This is a genomic window from Rhizobium sp. AC44/96, assembly GCF_001692185.1.
In the GTDB taxonomy this organism is placed as follows: Bacteria; Pseudomonadota; Alphaproteobacteria; order Rhizobiales; family Rhizobiaceae; genus Rhizobium.
This window is the reverse complement of sequence record NZ_LXKO01000025.1, coordinates 1-16,076: the sequence shown is the minus strand read 5'-3', so window position 1 is coordinate 16,076 and position 16,076 is coordinate 1. Positions and strand designations below refer to the sequence as shown.

The 16,076-nt window shown below is 60.4% G+C and carries 15 protein-coding genes; 12 read left to right on the top strand and 3 right to left on the bottom strand.

The window, feature by feature from the left end:
- Positions 1–16: 16 nt before the first annotated feature.
- The 9 genes from A6U87_RS17645 to A6U87_RS17605 all read left to right on the top strand — a co-directional run bounded on the left by A6U87_RS17645 (position 17) and on the right by A6U87_RS17605 (position 9,501).
- Positions 17–931: a dihydrodipicolinate synthase family protein gene (locus A6U87_RS17645; protein WP_065692601.1), complete on the top strand. Its 915-nt coding sequence runs from the start codon at positions 17–19 to the stop codon at positions 929–931.
- The gene (locus A6U87_RS17640) at positions 924–2,441 is read left to right on the top strand and encodes an aldehyde dehydrogenase (protein ID WP_065692600.1); all 1,518 of its coding nucleotides are present in this window, start codon (positions 924–926) and stop codon (positions 2,439–2,441) included. Before A6U87_RS17645 ends, A6U87_RS17640 begins: the two co-directional genes overlap by 8 nt.
- A complete protein-coding gene (locus tag A6U87_RS17635) occupies positions 2,438–3,775 on the top strand; it encodes an FAD-binding oxidoreductase (RefSeq protein WP_065692599.1) in 1,338 nt (445 codons plus the stop codon). Before A6U87_RS17640 ends, A6U87_RS17635 begins: the two co-directional genes overlap by 4 nt.
- Positions 3,776–3,855: 80 nt before the next feature.
- Positions 3,856–4,707 carry a glycine betaine ABC transporter substrate-binding protein gene (locus A6U87_RS17630; protein ID WP_065692598.1) on the top strand — a complete coding sequence of 284 codons (852 nt, stop codon included), beginning with the start codon at positions 3,856–3,858 and terminating at the stop codon, positions 4,705–4,707.
- An 83-nt stretch (positions 4,708–4,790) separates the two neighbouring features.
- Positions 4,791–5,882, top strand: a complete 1,092-nt coding sequence (locus A6U87_RS17625; protein WP_065692965.1) for a glycine betaine/L-proline ABC transporter ATP-binding protein — start codon at positions 4,791–4,793, stop codon at positions 5,880–5,882.
- A gap of 22 nt (positions 5,883–5,904) precedes the next feature.
- Positions 5,905–6,753, top strand: a complete 849-nt coding sequence (locus A6U87_RS17620) for a proline/glycine betaine ABC transporter permease (RefSeq protein ID WP_065692597.1) — start codon at positions 5,905–5,907, stop codon at positions 6,751–6,753.
- On the top strand, positions 6,750–7,604 hold the full coding sequence (locus A6U87_RS17615) for a proline/glycine betaine ABC transporter permease (RefSeq protein WP_065692596.1): 855 nt from the start codon (positions 6,750–6,752) through the stop codon (positions 7,602–7,604). Before A6U87_RS17620 ends, A6U87_RS17615 begins: the two co-directional genes overlap by 4 nt.
- A gap of 141 nt (positions 7,605–7,745) precedes the next feature.
- Entirely contained in the window at positions 7,746–8,756 is a 1,011-nt protein-coding gene (locus tag A6U87_RS17610) for a GlxA family transcriptional regulator (protein WP_065692595.1), read from the top strand.
- A 1-nt stretch (position 8,757) separates the two neighbouring features.
- Complete coding sequence (locus A6U87_RS17605; protein WP_065692594.1) at positions 8,758–9,501, top strand: MOSC domain-containing protein; 744 nt, start codon at positions 8,758–8,760, stop codon at positions 9,499–9,501.
- Between the two features lie 88 nt (positions 9,502–9,589).
- On the opposite strand, the gene A6U87_RS17600 is transcribed toward A6U87_RS17605, so the two are convergent.
- A complete protein-coding gene (locus A6U87_RS17600) occupies positions 9,590–10,483 on the bottom strand; it encodes a LysR substrate-binding domain-containing protein (protein WP_065692593.1) in 894 nt (297 codons plus the stop codon).
- Positions 10,484–10,589: 106 nt separating this feature from the next.
- Between A6U87_RS17600 and A6U87_RS17595 the strand changes: the two genes are divergently transcribed.
- From A6U87_RS17595 to A6U87_RS17585, 3 genes are read left to right on the top strand one after another with little or no spacing between them, the layout of a single operon-like run.
- Positions 10,590–11,843 carry an SRPBCC family protein gene (locus A6U87_RS17595; RefSeq protein ID WP_065692592.1) on the top strand — a complete coding sequence of 418 codons (1,254 nt, stop codon included), beginning with the start codon at positions 10,590–10,592 and terminating at the stop codon, positions 11,841–11,843.
- Positions 11,833–12,915, top strand: coding sequence for a hybrid-cluster NAD(P)-dependent oxidoreductase (locus tag A6U87_RS17590; RefSeq protein WP_065692591.1), 1,083 nt, complete (start codon positions 11,833–11,835; stop codon positions 12,913–12,915). Before A6U87_RS17595 ends, A6U87_RS17590 begins: the two co-directional genes overlap by 11 nt.
- A gap of 35 nt (positions 12,916–12,950) precedes the next feature.
- Entirely contained in the window at positions 12,951–14,231 is a 1,281-nt protein-coding gene (locus A6U87_RS17585) for a Xaa-Pro peptidase family protein (RefSeq protein ID WP_065692590.1), read from the top strand.
- Between the two features lie 160 nt (positions 14,232–14,391).
- Here the strand turns inward: A6U87_RS17585 and gfa are convergent, their stop codons facing one another.
- Together gfa and A6U87_RS17575 are read right to left on the bottom strand one after the other, a co-directional pair.
- On the bottom strand, positions 14,392–14,964 hold the full coding sequence (gene gfa / locus A6U87_RS17580; protein ID WP_065692589.1) for an S-(hydroxymethyl)glutathione synthase: 573 nt from the start codon (positions 14,962–14,964) through the stop codon (positions 14,392–14,394).
- Between the two features lie 139 nt (positions 14,965–15,103).
- The gene (locus A6U87_RS17575; RefSeq protein ID WP_065692588.1) at positions 15,104–16,048 is read right to left on the bottom strand and encodes an electron transfer flavoprotein subunit alpha/FixB family protein; all 945 of its coding nucleotides are present in this window, start codon (positions 16,046–16,048) and stop codon (positions 15,104–15,106) included.
- Between the last annotated feature and the right edge of the window lie 28 nt (positions 16,049–16,076).

Here is a 16,076-nt window from a genome sequence, read left to right as displayed (position 1 = left end):
CACTGGAGAAGTCATCGTGAAATTCGAGGGGATCTACACCCCGGCCGTGACCCCGCTCGACGAGAGCGGGCAGATCGACCGGAAGGCGTTCGCTGCTGTCCTGGAATCGCTCATTGAAGCTGGCGTTCATGGGATTATCGTCGGTGGGTCGACGGGCGAATATTACGCACAGACCAGCCAGGAGCGTTTCGATCTTGGCGCCTACGCCAAGGATGTGATCGGCAACCGACTGACGCTGGTCATCGGAACCGGCGCTACCCGCACAGAAGATTCGGTCGAGTACGCCAAAGCGGCGAAGGAGATCGGCGCCGATGCAATTCTCGTGTCGACGCCACCCTACGCCCTGCCGACCGAGCGCGAGAACGCCGTCCACGCAATGACCGTCGATCGCGCGGCGAACATGCCGATCATGCTCTACAACTATCCGGCCCGCATGGGCGTGATGATGGGCGAGGAGTATTTCTCCCGCGTCGGAAAATCCAAAAACGTTGTCGCCATCAAGGAAAGCTCCGGCGACATGGGCAACCTGCATCTGCTTGCCCGCAAGTTCCCGCACATCGCCCTCTCGTGCGGTTGGGACGACCAGGCGCTCGAGTTCTTTGCCTGGGGCGCGAGAAGCTGGGTCTGCGCCGGCTCGAACTTCCTGCCGAAAGAGCACGTCGCGCTCTATGAGGCTTGCGTCATCGAGAAGAACTTCGACAAGGGCCGCGCCATCATGACCGCGATGCTGCCCCTCATGGACTTCCTTGAGTGCGGCAAGTTCGTCCAGTCGATCAAGCACGGCTGCGAGATAATCGGCCTGAAGACCGGCTCCGTGCGGGCGCCGCTGCGTCCCCTCAACTCCGAAGAAAAGCGAACACTTGAGACCGTTGTTTCGACGCTGAAGCGCACGGTCGGCCAGATCATATCGGGAGCCAATCGTCATGCATGAGCCCTTGACCGCCGCCGAATACAAGGCGATTGCAGCCGACCTTCAATTTCCGACGAATGCCTTCATCGATGGCGCCTTCCGCCCTGCAAGCTCGGGCAAGACCTTCAAGGCGAAGAACCCGGCGACCGGCGATACGCTCGCCAAGGTCGCGGCCTGCGACAGCACCGACGTCGACCATGCGGTGGCGAAAGCCCGCGCGGCTTTTGATGATGGTCGCTGGCGGCTGCGCTCGCCTGGCGAACGCAAGCAGGTTCTCCTGGAACTCGCCAAGCTGATCGAACGCAATCGCCACGAACTTGCGGTCATGGAAAGTCTCGATAGCGGCAAGCCGATCCGCGAGTGCCAGACGGTCGACATTCCAGATACCATTCATACGCTGCGATGGCATGCCGAGCTGATCGACAAGCTCTACGACAATACCGCGCCTGTCGGATCGAATGCGCTGACGATGATCGTCCGCGAGCCGATCGGCGTCGTCGGTTGCGTTCTTCCCTGGAACTTCCCGCTCCTGATGCTTGCCTGGAAGATCGGCCCGGCATTGGCTGCGGGCTGCTCTGTCGTCGTCAAGCCCGCCGAGGACACGACGCTGACAACGCTTCGGGTCGCCGAACTCGCCCATGAAGCCGGGGTCCCCGCGGGCGTCTTCAACGTCGTTACCGGCAGCGGCAAGGAGGTCGGCGAACCGCTCGGCCTGCACATGGACGTCGACATGATCGCCTTCACCGGATCGACGCCGACCGGGCGCCGGTTCCTGCGCTACGCTGCCGATTCCAATCTCAAGAAGGTCGTTCTCGAATGCGGCGGCAAGAACCCCGCCGTCGTTCTCGATGATGCCGAGGATCTCGACCTTGTTGCAGAACAGGTCGTCAACGGCGCCTTCTGGAACATGGGCGAGAACTGCTCGGCCACCTCGCGCCTTATCGTCCATGCCAATGTGAAGGACGATCTGCTGAAGCGGATTGGCGCCTACATGAGGGAATGGAGAACCGGCGATCCGCTCGATCCGGATAACCGCATCGGCGCCCTGGTCAACAAGGCGCATTTCGAGAAAGTCACATCCTTCCTCGACGATGCGAAGAAGGAGAAGCTGTCGGTTGCCTATGGCGGCGACACGCATGACGGCATCTTCGTGGAACCGACGGTCGTTGATGGCGTGACGCCATCAAGCCGCCTCTTCAAGGAAGAGATTTTCGGACCGGTGCTGTCGGTGACCACCTTCAACACGCTCGCCGAAGCGGTCGCGCTCGCGAACGATACCAATTATGGCCTGACGGCGTCCGTTTACACCGGCAGCCTCCGCAACGCGATCCGGCTCTCGCGAGACATCCACGCCGGCGTGGTTACGGTCAATTGCTTCGGCGAAGGCGACGCCTCCACGCCGTTTGGCGGCTACAAGGAATCGGGATTCGGCGGTCGCGACAAGTCGGCATTCGCCCACGACAACTATTGCGAACTGAAGACCATCTGGATCGACATCTCCGAACGGTCAGTCGACGAGAGCATCCGATGACCAGCAACCCTGTCAGAAGGCTGCCGGTTGAGAACGGGGTCTCTGGCTGGGAGGCCATCAGTCAGCGCCCATTTCCCTTGAGAAAACTCGACGGCAACGTGTCTGCCGACTGGTTGGTCATCGGCGCCGGATTTGCCGGGCTCTCGGCTGCCCGACGCCTCCGTACACTGCGCCCGGGTGAAAAGATCGTTTTGGTGGACGCCGGCGAGATCGGAAAAGGCACGTCGGGACGGAATTCCGGCTTCATGATCGACGTGCCGCACAATCTCTCGGCAAGCGAATATTCGAGCGGAGGCGACGAAGCGACACGGATCGAAATGGCGCAGAACCGCTCCGCCATCGCCTTTGCGCGGGAGGCCGCGGACGAGTTCGGGATGTCGCGCGAAACTTTCGACCCGGCCGGCAAGATCAATGCCGCGGCAACAGTGCGGGGCATGGCGCTCAATGCGAACTTTGGGCACTCCCTGGGAACTGCTGGCGAAAAGCACCTGTTTCTGAACGCCAAGGAAATGCGGGATCTAACAGGATCGAACTATTACCTCGGCGGGCTTTATACGCCTGGCACGGTGTTGATCCAGCCTGCCGACTACGTAAGGCAGTTTGCGGCGGGACTAACAAGCACCGTCGACATCTTCGAGCGCTCGCCCGTCACCGCTTTGGCAAGGCATGGTTGCGATTGGACCGCGACCTGTCCGTCCGGAACAGTCACGGCGCCCAAGGTCATCCTCGGCGTCAATGGGCACATCGATGATTTCGGCCACTTCGGCGGGCGGCTGATGCACATCTTCGCCTATGCGTCGATGACCGCTCCCTTTCCGGCGACGTCTGCGATCGCGGGTAAGGAAAAATGGGCTCTCCTGCCTGCAGACGCCATGGGGGCGACGATCCGCAAGATCACGTCCGGTGGGCTTTCGCGCATCGTCATCCGCACGCGATATACCTACGACACCAAGGTCGCCGTGAGCGAGCAACGCATGACGAAGATGGCTGCCGAACATCGCCGCTCGTTTGACGCACGGTTTCCGGAACTTGCCGGACTTCCCTTCGAGCACAGCTGGGCGGGGCGACTGTGTCTCAGTCGCAATCATTCGCCGGCATTCGGCGAGGTCGAGGAAGGCCTGTTTTCGGCATGCTGCGAAAACGGCCTCGGAACCGTGAAGAGCACGCTTGGCGGAATGATGGCAGCGGAGCTCGCCACGTCGACCGCATCCCAGGAACTCACTCGGTACATGGACCACCCGGCGCCGACCAGGCTGCCGCCCGAGCCATTCGCGTGGCTCGGGATCAATTCGGTGATCCGCTTGCAGGAATTGCGTGCAGGTCGCGAGGGATGATCCCTGGCCGCGCAATATGAAGTCACCGCCGCTCGCAGGGCTTCAACGATAATGGGAACGAAGAACTAGGAGTAAGAACAATGAAGACATTGTGGAAGGCGCTTTGCGCTGCTGCGATGGTCGGGATCAGCATGCTCCCCGCCCGTGCAGAAGAAAAGACCATCAACATGGGCACGCTGTCCTGGGAAGACCTGACGCCGATCACCGGCATCACCAAGAAGGTTCTCGAAGACGCCGGCTATACCGTCAAGGTCACTCAGTTCTCTGAATGGGGCATTGCCTACGCCGCTCTCGCCAAGGGCGACATCCAGGTTCTCGCCTCTCAGACCGACTATGTTGCCCAGGACTACTGGAACAAGAACAAGAGCCGCCTCGAGAAGATCTCGCCGGTCTCGCATGGCCTCTACCAGGGCATTGCCGTGCCGAAATATGTCCCGATCGACTCTCTCGAACAGCTCAACGAGAACGCCGACAAGTTCGGCGGCGAGATCATCGGCATCGAGCCGGGCTCGGGCCTGATGCGTGACGCATCGAACGCCGTCAAGGACTATGGCCTCAAGCTGCAGCTCGTCGAAGGCAGCACCGCGGCGATGACGGCTGCGCTCAAATCGGCATACGACCGGCAGGAATGGACCGCTGTGACGATCTGGGAGCCATCGTGGATGGTGCAGAAGTTCCCGATCAAGTACCTGAAGGATCCGAAGGGCGTCTTCCCGCCACCGCAGAGCTACTACTGGATCGGCCATAAGGGCTTCTCGGCAGACAATCCGCACGCCCGCGAAGTCATGGCCAGCGTTTACGTCCCGCTTGCCGATATCACCGCCATCAACGGTGCCGTCAACGAGGGCAAGACCATGGACCAGGCCGTCCAGGATTGGGTCGGTGCGCATGCCGACCTGATCAAGCGCTGGGAAAACATCAAGAAGGATTGATGTCGCCACGGCCGTCCGGGCGCCGGACGGCCACTTCAAGCCCAAAGACAGAAGCCAGCACCAATTGGCTCAAGGGGATCGCTATGAAAGCCGCTAATACCGATACCAATGAAGTCCTGATTGACTGCCAATCCCTGTGGAAGGTCTTTGGCGACAAGTCCACCGCCGCCATGAAGTCCATTGCCGAGCGCGGTCTTGGAAAGAAGGAAGTCCTCAAGGAATTCAACTGCGTCGTCGGCGTGTCAAACGCCGGCCTGCAGGTCAGGCGGGGCGAGATCTTCTGCATCATGGGTCTGTCAGGCAGCGGGAAATCGACACTGATACGCCTGCTGAACAAGCTGATAACGCCAAGCGCCGGCAAAGTGCTGGTGAAGGGCAAGGACATTGCGGCGCTGGCCCCGGTCGATCTCAGGCAGATGCGGGCGAAGAACATCGGCATGGTGTTCCAGAGCGTCGCTTTGCTTCCGCATCGCACGGTGCTGGAGAACGCTGCCTTCGGGCTGGAAGTTCAGGGCATACAGAAGGCCGAGCGCAACAAGACTGCGAAGGCGGCCCTTAAAACCGTCGGGTTGGCCGACTGGATCGACCGCTATCCGACAGAGTTGTCCGGCGGCATGCAGCAGCGCGTCGGCCTTGCCCGGGCACTGGCCTCCGATCCCGAAATCATCCTGATGGACGAGCCTTTCAGTGCCCTCGACCCCCTGATCCGCCGCCAGCTCCAGGACGAATTCCGGCAGCTCACCAAGTCGCTTGGCAAGTCAGCGGTCTTCATCACGCACGATCTCGACGAGGCCATCCGGATTGGCGACCGTATCGCCATCATGAAGGACGGCGTGATCATACAAACCGGCACCGCCGAGGACATCATCCTCAATCCGGCCGATGACTACGTTGCCGAGTTCGTGGCAGGTATCTCGCGCCTGCATCTGATCAAGGCGCATTCGGTGATGCATAGCGTGAGCGAGTTCCAGCGGGCCGCACCGAATGCCGACATCTCGTCGCTGGCGCGCACCACGCCGGACGCAGATATCGACGAACTGATCACCCTGACCATGCAGACGGACCGCGATGCGATCGCGGTCGTTGATAATGATCAGGTGGTCGGCGTCGTCACCCCCCGAAGCCTCCTGATGGGAGTGAAGGGAACTTCAAGTCACGATCGCGCGGCCGCTTGAGTGCCGGCAGGAGCTGAATGACATGGACATTTCAAGCTTCACAGATGCCTTCGACGAATGGACCGATACAGCGCTCGGATGGTTGGGCGACAATGGCGAGTCCGTGTTCGAGTTCATCAGATGGTTGCTGGAGGGGCTCTATAACAGCATCCTCTTCCTGCTTGAGCTTCCCCCCTTCTATGTGATTGCAATCGTGGTTGCGGTCATCGGTTGGCGGCTCGTCAACAAGTGGTTCGCAATCCTCAGCGCCCTGGCGCTGGCGCTCTGCTTCTCGATGGGCCTTTGGCCGCAGACGATGAGCACTCTGGCACTCGTTCTGACCGCGACTGTCCTTGCATTGGCCATCGGCATTCCGGTCGGAATAGCAGCCGGCTTCTCAAAGGCGCTCAACAAGTTCATGGAGCCAGGCCTCGACCTGATCCAGACATTACCGCCGTATATCTACCTGCTGCCGGCAATTGCACTGCTTGGCTATGGTCCGGCCACTGCGCTGATCGCAACCATCATCGTCGCCGTACCGCCGACGATCAGGCTGACATCCCTCGGCATTCGCATGACGCCGCGGGAATTCATCGAACTTGGCGAGGCGAGCGGGATCACACCGGCCCAGATGTTTTTTAAGATCCGCCTGCCATTCGCACTTCCAAGCATCATGGCCGGCATCAATCAAAGCCTGATGATGGCGTTTGGCATGGTGGTTATCGCCGGCATCGTCGGTTCCGGTGGGCTTGGCGAAACTATCTACGGTGCCATCCGCACCCTTGATATCGCCACATCGATCAACGGCGCGATCGCGATCGTGGTTTTGACCATGGTGCTTGATCGCATCACACAGAGCGCAGCGCGTCTCGGAACGGGGAGGACGTCATGAATACTTCGCTTTTGAAGTTCTCGCCGGGCGCTTTCCTGGCGCCCGCTGTCGATTGGCTGAATACCAATCTCCATCCATTGTTTTCAGCCATCAGCACTATCGTTGAAACGGTCCTGTCGGCAATCGAGGCAGTCCTTCTCATCCTGCCGCCGCCTGCCATGATCGCGATCGTCGTCGTCGCGGCGTTCTTCGCCGTCAATCTTCGTGGCGCTGTCCTTGCCGGACTTTGCCTCGGTTTTTGCCTCATCGTCGGCTTCTGGACGGCATCGATGCAGACCGTCGCGCTGGTGACCGTCGCCGTATTCATCTCCGTGCTCATTGCGTTCCCTGTTGGAGTGTTGTGTGCCCGCTATCGGGCCCTGGAGGCCGCCGTCCGACCTGTCCTCGATGTGATGCAGACCGTGCCGCCATGGGTCTATCTCATTCCGGCTGTCATGGTCTTCAGCCTCGGGCGCGTGCCGGCGATCATCGCGACGATCGTCTATGGGATCCCACCTATGCTGCGTCTGACCACGCTGGCATTCAAACAGATACCGCGCGAATACATCGAGCTCGGCAGTGCGATCGGGGCGCATCCGCGGTCGGTGCTTTGGAAGATTGAAATTCCGCTCGCAAAGCAGACACTCCTTGTCGGCCTCAACCAATGCATCCTGCTGTCCCTGGCGATGGTTGTCCTGGCGGGGCTCGTGGGCGCTGGCGGTTTGGGCGCAGAGGTAACGCGTGGATTGACGCGAATGGAAATGGGCCTCGGGTTGCGGGCCGGGCTGGCAATTGTCGCCGTCGCCCTCCTGCTCGATCGCCTGAGCCGAGGGCTGCTTGATCGCAACCGCGCGTCTGCTGCTCCCAAGTGATGGGGGGACACGCTCTTCTGCATCGGGGCGTTGCGCCTGCGTCGTTGGTCGCAACGCCATGGTCGTGGACGAGCGGTATCCACTCGCGTACGGATTCTAAGATCGCTTGATGATGGGCTTTCGAAACAGGAGGCATGACCGATGAGACCCGAGGAATTTCGAACCGGGGAAAATGCAGTCGCAACCAAGCAGCTCAAGGTTGGCTTCGTGCTTGCGCGGACATTCACGCTGTCGGCATTCGCCCTTTTCGTAGACACCCTGCGTCTCGCGAGTGATCAGTTCGATCGCTCCGGAAGGGTGCGTGCCGATTGGCAGGTTTTGGGAAGCACGCGTCATCTCGTCACCTCAAGCTGCGGCGTCCAGGTCGCGCCGACCTCCGACTTCATCGACCCGTCTCGCTTTGACTACATCGTGGTCGTCGGCGGTCTGCTGACGGTTGACCGACCGGTGGACGACGAAACCGTCGCATTCCTGAAACGTGCGGCCGCACAACGCGTTCCCCTGATCGGTCTCTGCACCGGGACCTTCATCCTTGCCGAGGCCGGTTTGATGGCAAATCACAACGCCTGCGTCAGTTGGCTCCACGCCCAGGATTATAGGGAGCGGTTTCCGACCTTGTCGGCTCGCTCGGACAGGCTCTTCAATCTCGACAACCAGCGCGGTTCGTGTGCGGGTGGAACCAGTGCTGCCGACATGGCTGCCCTTCTTGTTCGCCGTTACATCAGCCACGAGGCAGAACGAAATGCACTCGAGGTCCTTCAGATCGAGAAGGCGAGATCTCCCGGAGATGTGCAGCCGCACAGGCCGCTCTATGAGAACTACGAGGATGATCGCGTCAGGGCTGCGATGATCTTGATGGAGCAGAACATGGAATACGGCCTCTCGATCCCCCAACTCGCCTCCGCCGTCGGGTTGTCGCGCCGCCAACTCGAACGCGTTTTCATGGAGAAGGCGGGAATGTCGCCGGCGCAGGCTTACAAGCTGGTGCGTCTGAAAAGAGCAAGAGCCCTGCTCGCCAACCCTAAACTGTCGATGATCGAGATCGCGCTCGATGTCGGCTTTGAAAACGCTTCGCACTTCACGCGCGCCTTCAAGCGCACCTTCGGCGCCACCCCGTCACAGGTGCGGGCATCACCGGCGGAGATCCACTAGTATGCGACAAGTCGGCAAAATCACGGAGCTTTGGCGCTATCCCGTAAGCTCCGTGACGGGAGAATTGCTTGAGCGGGCCGAGGTCTCGGCAGACGGGCTGGCTGGTGACCGGCGCTTTGCTCTTGTCGAGGTGTCAAGCGGCATCGTCGCGCATCCGGAGCGGGACCGGCAATGGCAGAAGTGCGTCTTCGTGAAATCCCGCACGACATCGGCAGGCACGGTCGAGGTAAAGACCCCCGACCACGATTGGCGTGGCGTGAATGATCCGCACCTTGCGTTGGAGTTGACGGATTTCTTCGGGTTCGATGTTGCGCTTCGTCCGTACGAGCGGGCGCGGGCAGGAACATCGGACGTCGAGGTCGCAAAGGATCGCTACCAAGTCTCCCCCTTGCATCTTCTCACCAGCGCTTCGATTGACCACCTGAAGTCGATCCACCCGGCTGGCGATCCCGATCGCCGACGGTTTCGACCCAACATCGTGGTGGAGACATCGAAGGACATAACGGGATTTGCAGAGCTCGACTGGATCGACAAGGGCGTCCGGCTCGGTGAAGTGGAGGGCACGGTGATTGCCCCCACAAAACGTTGCGGCTTTACCATCATCGAGCAGGACGGCCTGCCAAACGATCCCGAGATCTTGAGAAACATCATGAGGTTCGGCCGTCGCAACATGGGCGTTTACTGCGCGCCGGCCCAAGGCGGTGTCCTCAAGGTGGGGGATCTCGTCAACCTTGATCAAGGATGACGCAGACGAAACCAATGGACGTCATGCTTCGTGGCGTTGGGCATCTCGGAACGGCTTCGGCAACGAGAGAATCCTCCGACGGCTGCCTCTAGAGCGGCCGCGTTAGTGCGTTGGCGAGCCAGCTTGCCGCATGTTCCGAGGCAAGCGAGCGGCGGCGTCTGTTCGGCAGAACAATGCAATACTGTTCGACCGTTGGCATCTCTCCTTCGGCAAGGGCAACCAGTGTCCCGTCGTCGAGGAACGTCTGAACAAGCAGGCGCCAGCCGAGTGCGAGGCCCTGCCCGGCACGAGCGGCCGCAATCGTCTCGGTATAGTGACTGAAGCGAAGCTGAGGCTTTATCCTTAGGTGCCTGCCGGTCTCATCCGACCATTGCGACCAAGACAGCCAGGACCGATCCTGCACATCGGTTTCGATGAAATCATCCCTTTCGGATAACTCTGTCGTGGGCCGACGCCGAAGATAGTCCGGTGAACATACGGGAAGAACGGCGTCCGTCTGGGAGGCGACAACCTTCGCATCGGCAAATGGCGGGATTCCGTAACGGATGGCGATGTCTACGCCCCCGGCATCCAGATCGATCCTGGCATCCTGAGAGATGACCCTTATCTGCACGCCCGAATTTTCCCGTCGAAACTCTGCCAACCGCGGCAAGAGCCAAAACGACGAAAAAGCAACCGTCGCACCGATCGTCACGACATCGGTCTGCGACACCCTGATGGCATCGACGGTGTCGGCGATGTTGGCAAAGCTCTGTGCAAGGGTGGCTCCAAGGGCGAGGCTTGCGGCTGTCGGCTCGATGGCACGATGCCTGCGCACGAACATTGGCACACCCAGTTCGTCCTCAAGAAGCGCGATCTGGCGGCTGACGGCCGCTTGCGTGACACCGAGCTCACCTGCGGCTGCGGTGAAGCTGCGATGCCGCAAGACTGCCTCCAGCGTCATCAGCGCTGTTAGCGAGGGAATGCGCCGCCTGAAGTTCATCCGCCCTCCTTCCCATTACATAATATTATGCATCCCTAAAAATTAATGCCGTTGAAGGATCGGATAAGCAAGCCCAAACTGGGTTATCAAAACATAAGGGGATCTCATGCTCAACAAACTTCCGTCCTCCATATCCGCCCTGCTTGAAGCGCGCGCCAACGGCTATTCCCTGCCGGCTGGCCTCTATACTCGAGAGGACGTGTTTGACGCCGATATCGATGTCTTCTTTCACAAGCACTGGATCTGCGTCGGACTGGATTGCGACGTTCCGGAGCCCGGAGACGCAACCGTCATCGATATCGGCAAGACCAGCCTGATCCTTCTGCGTGACGATGACGGAGAGATCCGCGTCCTTCACAATGTTTGCCGCCATCGCGGCTCGCGCCTCCTCGATGCCGGAAAGACGATCGTCTCGAAGCTGGTCTGTCCCTACCACACCTGGACCTACGAACTCACCGGCGAGCTGGCCTATGCCCCGCACATGGGCAGCGACCTGGACAAGCAGTGTCACAGCCTGAAACCGGTGCACTTCAAGTCGATCGGAGGGCTGATCTATGTCTGTCTCTCCGATAACCCACCGGAAGACATCGCAAACCTGGAACGGGCGATGGTCGAGCGGCTTGCACCCTATGACATCCGCAATGCCAAGGTTGCCCATCAGACGGATGTGATCGAGGATGGCAACTGGAAGCTCACGATGGAAAACAATCGCGAATGCTACCACTGCTCCGCCAACCATCCGGAACTCTGCGTATCTTTCGTCGACCTCGACTTCGGCTTCGATCCTGAGACCTTAAGCCCTGAAGATCGTGAGCAGGCCGCAGAACACTTTCGCCTCTACGACGAGCGGACAAAGGCCTGGGAAGCCGATGGTTTTCCGTCGGCCGCGGTCGAACAGCTGGCCGATTGCGCAACGAATTTTCGCACACAGCGCCTGATCATTGCCGGCGCCGGCGAATCCCAGACCCATGATGCGACCGCCGCGTCCTCCAAGCTGCTCGGTGAGATGACGCGCAAGGATCTCGGCGATACGCATCTCTGGGGCCACAATTCCTGGAACCACTTCATGGGCGACCACGCCGTCGTGGCAGTCGTCATCCCGCTTTCGGCCGGAAAGACCCTCGTCAGAACGAAGTGGTTGGTCCACAAGGACGCCGTTGAGGGCAAGGACTATGATCTCGACAAGCTGACCGATGTCTGGATTGCCACCACGGACCAGGACGCCGACCTCGTTGCCCGTTCGCATGCAGGCGCCCTCGATCCGGCCTATCAGCCCGGCCCCTACTCCCGTTTTTCGGAAACCAACCTCGACAAGTTTGCGTCTTGGTACATCGATCGGATGCGCGCTCATGGGTATTGAGTTCACGCAAATGCAGCGTAACCTTGCTGCCACCTGGGATCCGGAACACGACGAAACGCTCGTGTGTCTCGACGTGCATCAGGAGACGCACGACGTGAAGAGCTTCACCTTCGCCTCCCCCGAGGGCAAGCGGTTCAGCTTCGACGCCGGCCAGTACTTCCTCTTCGACTTCCCGACCGGCTCGGAGGGCGAGACTCGCTGTTACAGCATCTCCTCGTCGCCCCACCGTAGCAACGCCTTCACCGTCACGGTCAAGCGCGTGCCCGGCGGCAAGGTGTCGAACTGGCTGCACGACAACATGGCCGCCGGCATGACGGTCAAGGGCCAGGGTCCGCTCGGCCATTTCGTGCGCCCAAGGGCTGCGCAGACGAAATTGCTGCTGCTGTCGGGAGGATCGGGCATCACGCCGGTGATGTCGATCGCCCGCGATCTCGCGGATAGCAGCGAACGGGCCGATATCGTGTTCCTGCACGCGTCACGCACGCCTCTCGACCTCATTTTCCGAGACGAGCTTTCCTGCCTCGCCCGTCGGATGAAGGGCCTGCGGCTGCACTTCCTGCCGGAAACGGTCGCCGGCGAGCTTGCCTGGCCCGGATTGACCGGCCGGATCTCGCCTGAATTCCTCAAGTTGGCCGTTCCAGATATCGCGGAGCGTGTCGTCATGTGCTGCGGGCCTGCACCGTTCATGGCGGCCGCCCGTTCGATCACGGTGGCTCTCGGCGTTCCAGCCTCGAACTATATCGAAGAAAGCTTCGATGCGGCCGTGATCGACGAACCGTGCCTCGACGTCGAGGCTCGGCCGTCGACCAAGACCTATCAGGTCGAATTCTCGAAACAGAAACGGACACTGGACGTCTTGTCCGACCAGACCGTGCTCGCCGCCGCGAAAAAGGGCAGCGTCCGGCTGCCGTCCTCCTGCTCCAACGGCGTGTGCGGCACCTGCAAGTCCAAGCTTGTGTCGGGTTCCGTCGAGATGAACCACAATGGCGGCATTCGCCAGCGCGAGATTGACGCCGGAATGTTCCTCCCCTGCTGTTCAAAGCCGCTCAGCGATCTTGTGATCGACCGCTGACCACTGCCTGCGTTTCCTGGTGAAGGATCAATCGAATGCTGCGTAGCGAAGACAATTCATCGGCGTCATCAACTGCTCCCGTGTTCAAGGATGATCGCAAGCAGGCCTACCTGAACCCTGATGGTGCTGATCGTCCCCTGATCAGCGCCATTCCTTCGTCCACGCTCGACATTGCTCGGCGCTATCGTCTCGGGCGTCTGCGTTCGAAGATGAAGGAGTGGGACTGCCCGGCACTGCTGCTCTACGATCCGGTCAATATCCGCTATGCGTTCGACTGTTCGAACATGAGCATCTGGACCATGCACAATCCATCGCGATACGCGCTGATCCTCGCGGATGGACCAGCGATCATGTTCGAGTTCGAAGGATCGGAGCACGTCAACGATGGACTGCCGGGGATCGATGAGGTTCGAACATCGAAGTCGTTCCTGTTCTTCACTGCGGGAAATCTGGTCGAAAACAGGATGGAGGCTTGGGCCGACGAGATTGCTGACATTGTGAAAACTCACTGTCGCAGCGGCCGGATTGCCGTGGACCGGCTTGAGCCGGCGCCGGCGCATGAACTGCAGATCCGCGGCTTCACGTTGCTCGACGGACAGGAACTGGCGGAACGGGCGCGGTCGATCAAGAGTGCCGAAGAAATCGAGTTGATGCGCTGGACGATCCGCGTTTGCGAAGCCGGGATGGCGCGGATGTATGAGGCCTCCGAACCCGGTCGCACCGAGCGTGAGATCTGGGCCGAGCTTCACTTCGAGAATGCGCGAAGTGGCGGAGAATGGCTGGAAACCAAGCTCCTGACCGCGGGCCCACGCACCAATCCCTGGTACCAGGAATGTTCCGACTACGTCATCCGGCGCGGTGACATGATCTCCTTCGATACCGACATGATCGGGCCGTACGGCTATTGCGCCGACCTGTCGCGCTCATGGACCTGCGGGCACGTGGCGATGAACGCCAAGCAGAAAGAACTCTACGCGGCAGCGCGGGATCAGATCGATCATAACCTTGCGATCATCCGACCGGGCATGACGTTCGGCGAATTCAACGCGAAGAGCTGGCGTATTCCCGAGAGGTACATTCCCTATCGCTACACCCTGGCTGCGCACGGAACCGGCATGGCTGACGAGTGGCCGGGGATCCTCCTGCACCCCGACTATGACGAGGGGTTTAGCGGCTGCATCGAGGAAGGCATGGTCCTGAATATCGAAAGCCTCATTGCCGAGGACGGATCCGAGAGCATCAAGCTTGAGACACAGGCCCTCATCACCCCGCTCGGCGCAGAACGCCTCGACAGCTTCCCTTGGGAGGAAATCTAGAAGACCCCACTCAGTTTGGCTGGGCCGCAAGATTGCGGCCACGCTTGTCCGCGCCTATCTCCGCGTATCGGCAGAAAGCAAACGCGGAAACCGAGAACGGCCGCAGGAAAGTTTCGGCGACGTCAGAACGGCCTCCCTCAAACTGACGTCGCCGTTCCTCCTAGGCGGGTAGCGCGCCGCTTTTCTTCGCTGTCCAGGTCGCGATGTAATCCATGAGACCCGGAGACAGGCAGTCATACGGCTCAAGGCCGGTTGACCTTAGCGTCGAGCGAACCTGATCCATCTTCGAAGGATCGAAGCCGCTTTCGATTATCGACGATACGAATGCGGCAAAGCCAGGTCCGGCCCAGCCCTTGGTCTCGAAACGCTCAGGGTGGACAAAGGACAAGCCCTGGAACGGATGCTCCCGTACAACTGGCCCGTACATGTGAACACCACATTCCTTGCAGGCGTGCCGCTGGATCAGAGCCGAGGGGTCGACGACGGCCAGTTTATTGCCATTTTCGACGACCTCCACGGTGTCTGTCGGCGCGACCGCCACGACAGAAAAGACAGCGCCCGCAGGCTTCCAGCACTTCGTGCAGCCGCACGCGTGATTGTGCGCAATGTCGCCTTTGATCCGGATCCTTACGGGATTGCCTTTACAATTGCACACAAGCGTCCCGCCCGAAAAACGGGCGTCCGTGGCCTGATAGCCAGAATCCACGACGGGATGGATATTGATGCTACTCATGGGTCTTTTCCTTCCCTCCTGGGCAGAAGCGGAATGCTTCGGCCAAGCTGCAGCACACGCGGGTCACGGCCGATGGGCCCGCCGACGATCATAACGAACACCACGCCTTCCCGTTCGCCCAGGTCAGGCGGAACGGTGATCACAACCCTTTCTGCAATTCCGGCAACGTCTCGAAGAGATCGGCGACGAGGCCGTAGTCGGCAACCTGGAAGATCGGCGCTTCTTCGTCCTTGTTGATCGCGACGATGACCTTCGAATCCTTCATGCCGGCTAGGTGCTGGATCGCACCCGAGATGCCGCAGGCAATGTAGAGATCAGGGGCCACGACCTTGCCGGTCTGGCCAACCTGCCAGTCGTTCGGGGCATAGCCGGCATCGACGGCGGCGCGGCTGGCACCAACGGCGGCACCGAGCTTGTCGGCGACAGGCAGGATGACTTCCTGGAACTTCTCGGCAGAACCGAGCGCACGGCCGCCCGAGATGATGATCTTGGCAGAGGTCAGTTCCGGACGGTCGGAGGCCGACAGCGCGTCCTTAACGAAGGTGGAGAGGGAAGAAGAAAGGGCTGCCGTTGAGACAACCTCAACGGCAGCAGCGGGGCCTTGGGAGGCCTGGGAGAACGAAGCGGTTCGGACGGTGATGACTTGTCTGGCATCGTTCGACTGAACCGTCTGGATGGCGTTGCCGGCATAGATCGGGCGCTTGAAGGTGTCTGATGAGACGACCTCGATAATTTCCGAGATCTGCGCGACGTCGAGGAGCGCTGCCACGCGCGGCAGCACGTTCTTGCCGGTCGAGGTGGCGGCGGCGATGATCGTGTCATAGCCGGCAGCCAGCGAGACAATCAGGTCGGCCAGCGGCTCGGCCAGATTGTTGGCAAGCTCATCGCTTTCGGCAAGCAGCACCTTGGAGACGCCGGCGAGTTTGGCGGCGGCATCGGCGGCAGCCTTGGCACCCTTGCCGGCGACGAGAACGGTGACATCGCTTCCCTTTTCCTTGGCGATCTTGGAAGCTGCCGTCAGCGTCTTGGCGGTCTGGTCGGAAAGGCTGGCATTGTCGTGGTCAGCCAGAAGAAGAATGGCCATGGTGATGTTTCCTTTCGAACCTTAGAGG

Excerpts from the sequence above, each read along its gene's own strand:
- A6U87_RS17640 (WP_065692600.1), top strand. The coding sequence starts at position 924 with ATGCATGAGCCCTTGACCGCCGCCGAATACAAGGCGATTGCAGCCGAC.
- A6U87_RS17635 (WP_065692599.1), top strand. The coding sequence starts at position 2,438 with ATGACCAGCAACCCTGTCAGAAGGCTGCCGGTTGAGAACGGGGTCTCT.
- A6U87_RS17630 (WP_065692598.1), top strand. The coding sequence starts at position 3,856 with ATGAAGACATTGTGGAAGGCGCTTTGCGCTGCTGCGATGGTCGGGATC.
- A6U87_RS17625 (WP_065692965.1), top strand. The coding sequence starts at position 4,791 with ATGAAAGCCGCTAATACCGATACCAATGAAGTCCTGATTGACTGCCAA.
- A6U87_RS17620 (WP_065692597.1), top strand. The coding sequence starts at position 5,905 with ATGGACATTTCAAGCTTCACAGATGCCTTCGACGAATGGACCGATACA.
- A6U87_RS17615 (WP_065692596.1), top strand. The coding sequence starts at position 6,750 with ATGAATACTTCGCTTTTGAAGTTCTCGCCGGGCGCTTTCCTGGCGCCC.
- A6U87_RS17610 (WP_065692595.1), top strand. The coding sequence starts at position 7,746 with ATGAGACCCGAGGAATTTCGAACCGGGGAAAATGCAGTCGCAACCAAG.
- A6U87_RS17605 (WP_065692594.1), top strand. The coding sequence starts at position 8,758 with ATGCGACAAGTCGGCAAAATCACGGAGCTTTGGCGCTATCCCGTAAGC.
- A6U87_RS17600 (WP_065692593.1), bottom strand. The coding sequence starts at position 10,483 with ATGAACTTCAGGCGGCGCATTCCCTCGCTAACAGCGCTGATGACGCTG.
- A6U87_RS17595 (WP_065692592.1), top strand. The coding sequence starts at position 10,590 with ATGCTCAACAAACTTCCGTCCTCCATATCCGCCCTGCTTGAAGCGCGC.
- A6U87_RS17590 (WP_065692591.1), top strand. The coding sequence starts at position 11,833 with ATGGGTATTGAGTTCACGCAAATGCAGCGTAACCTTGCTGCCACCTGG.
- A6U87_RS17585 (WP_065692590.1), top strand. The coding sequence starts at position 12,951 with ATGCTGCGTAGCGAAGACAATTCATCGGCGTCATCAACTGCTCCCGTG.
- gfa (WP_065692589.1), bottom strand. The coding sequence starts at position 14,964 with ATGAGTAGCATCAATATCCATCCCGTCGTGGATTCTGGCTATCAGGCC.
- A6U87_RS17575 (WP_065692588.1), bottom strand. The coding sequence starts at position 16,048 with ATGGCCATTCTTCTTCTGGCTGACCACGACAATGCCAGCCTTTCCGAC.